This window comes from Thalassospira alkalitolerans (genome assembly GCF_002115745.1).
GTDB lineage: Bacteria > Pseudomonadota > Alphaproteobacteria > Rhodospirillales > Thalassospiraceae > Thalassospira > Thalassospira alkalitolerans.
Window position 1 is genome coordinate 1 of record NZ_JFKB01000042.1, and the last position, 2,643, is coordinate 2,643.

A 2,643-nucleotide genomic window follows, 5' to 3' on the forward strand; every position below is an offset into this window, starting at 1 on the left:
CGGTCAGATTGTCGCCATCAACCTCTGTGAAAGTAACGGCGGACAAGTCAAAATTACTCGCTGTATCTTCTGTCACCGTAACATCGGTCGGAACACCCGAAACGGTTGGGGTATCATTAACGGCCGTGACTGATGTCGTGACGGTAACAGCCGTTCCGTCAACAGTACCGTCATTGGGCGTAATCGTGATGTTTCGCGCCACCGTATCATTACTTGCGGTTTGATAGGTGATGTTGGTCGCATTTAAATAGGTGTTAAGGTCACTTACCGTTCCCGAAAGCGTCATCGAGCTTGTGCCCGAATTGGCAATCGTTACACCGCCGGTTGTCGTGTTGCCATCGACCGATGCCAGCGTCCCCGCCGCTGCGGCAAGGGTCAGCGTAATCGTGCCGCCCTCGGCATCGGCAACAGTTACGCCAGAAAGGTCAATCGCGGTTGCAACATCCTCGGTCACGGTCGCCGATGCCGGGGCGCCTGTGACTGTCGGTGCGCTATTGCTTACAATTGCTTTGACATCGGAAACGACAAAATTATTGGTGCCGAAGTCATAGCTGCCAACATTGTTTGTCGATGAAATTACAACACTTTTGATATCGTTCAACGACACTGTCGACAGCCCCGCAAGGGTACTGAAATCACTGACCGTGCTTGCACTATCAGTGGTAGCAGTAAACGTGCCCGATCCGATTGAACCATCGGCATAGGTGACACTGACAGTCACAGTATCTGCATTGCTCGTAAAATAATCAAATGCTGTGAGGTCGAAACTATACCCGCTCGCCATCGAGATGGTCAGCTTGGTCGCATTCGTGTTGGCACCATCGTCAGAGACAAGATAACCTGTGCCCAAATTGCTATTATAAAAATAGCCATCCGGCCCCGTAAACGTCAAATTTTGCCCGCCAACGACCTTAACAAAGGTACCATCACCATCATCAAGTTGCCCATCACTGCTGCCCGCCGCAATAGTTATGGTATCGAGGATGCCTTGATAGTCAGTCACAACCAACCCGGCAGTCTCGATCACGCCGGTTGTGTGTTCCAACTGCCAATCGCCACCAAGGCTTTGTGCACCGGTCATATCGGTTGACGCGGCAACATCGGCACCCGTCGCATTGGCAAGGGCATCTATAAGCGCCGCGCCACTGCCGCCTGCAACATCGCAGCCGTAAAGCATTACATCACCATCAACCCCAAGGGCCGCACCAAGCGCGGCAAGGTCGTTGCTGCGCGTGGTCGCCGTGGCCGTATCAAGGGTAAAGCTGCCCAGATGAACTTGGCCTTCTGAGCCGTGGCTTAGGATATGGATGGCGTCAAAGCCATCATTTTGTGCAGCCCAGGTTGCAATTTGACGAAGCCCGTCGCTGTTGCCATCCAAAAGTACAATTTCAATACCCGCTCCAATCCCGGCGACCAAAACGTCCCAATCGGCAAGACTGCTATCGACGAATGCGACTTCTTTGCGCCCGCCATTTTGTGACGGATCGACGGCCTGCAATACACTGAATTCGCTACCCGATACCTTCACACCCGCGGCTTGTGCTGTGTCGGCGCCATCCGAAGTGCCGGGGGCATGCGTGCTGGTGTCGCTGGTGTCGCTTGTGTCATGGCTAGCCTGCTCGGCCTCTGCCTCGGCCTGCGCTTGTTCGGCGCTATCGGCCGCTGTCGCGGCCCCTGCAGCGTCAAACATATAGCGTGGCTCAAGCGCCAAGGGCGGCACTGATGAAAAACTGTGACCAAAATAACCTGTAAATTCCGGCATTTTATTGCGCAGTTTGTTCAAAGCACTCACCATCCACAAAGCAACTAAAGATTGCGAATATTGCGCGCCCATCATTCAAGACACAACTATTCGTTAGAACAGTTTTACGTCTTTTGGCGCATTTTTGCCCCCCTTAAGTAGCAAATGTCAGAATATGTCAGACTTTTAATTGCTTTTGTCGGGGTAAAAACAACTAAATTATAATGGATTCCGCTCTCGTGAGTCGCCCTGTGACGTCAAAAACTAAAAGTTTCCGATCACAAACCTTGCTGAAAAACGTCTGAAAAATCGGATGGATGCTTTGGCCCCCGCAACCGAAGTTCGAACACCATGCCGTCCTTTGTCCCTGCAATTATTCAGAGGATTGAAAGCCATTATACCGAGCTTTTGCATCGCTATTGATGACGGTTAATTCCGGCGCGGATGAAAGAAAATCTTTTAATTTTTGAACCACGTTTTAATTTTTACCGGAGAAAACAAATGAAAATAGAATTCGGTCTCACCGGCCTTGCGGTACTTTCCGCAATCACATTTGGCTCCACCATGCTGTCATCCTCTCAGCCCGCAAATGCCTGCTCGGCTGAGCCATTTATAGGATCAATTTGTGCCACCGCTGCAGATTATTGCCCAAAAGGCTTTTTAGTCGCCGATGGCACCATACTCGCTATTAATGAAAATCAGGCATTATTTTCCCTGCTTAACACCACATATGGCGGCGACGGTCGAACGACATTTGCCCTTCCGAATTTGGTTGGACGTAGTGCCATCGGCTGGGGGCAAGCTCCGGGGTTGTCTTATATCCCATTAGGAAAAGTGGTCGGTAAGGAAGCCATGGCGCTTACAAAAGTCCAATTACCATCCCATACCCACGGAGCAAAATT

General features: G+C 51.0%; 2 protein-coding genes. One reads left to right on the forward strand and one right to left on the reverse strand.

Annotated elements, in window-relative coordinates:
- Positions 1-1,690 (reverse strand): DUF4347 domain-containing protein (locus TALK_RS21795; RefSeq protein WP_169715095.1); only part of this gene is annotated, 1,690 nt, incomplete at its 3' end.
- Positions 1,691-2,185: 495 nt separating this feature from the next.
- Between TALK_RS21795 and TALK_RS21800 the strand changes: the two genes are divergently transcribed.
- Positions 2,186-2,643: phage tail protein (locus TALK_RS21800; protein ID WP_211274875.1), on the forward strand; the 458-nt coding region annotated here is incomplete at its 3' end.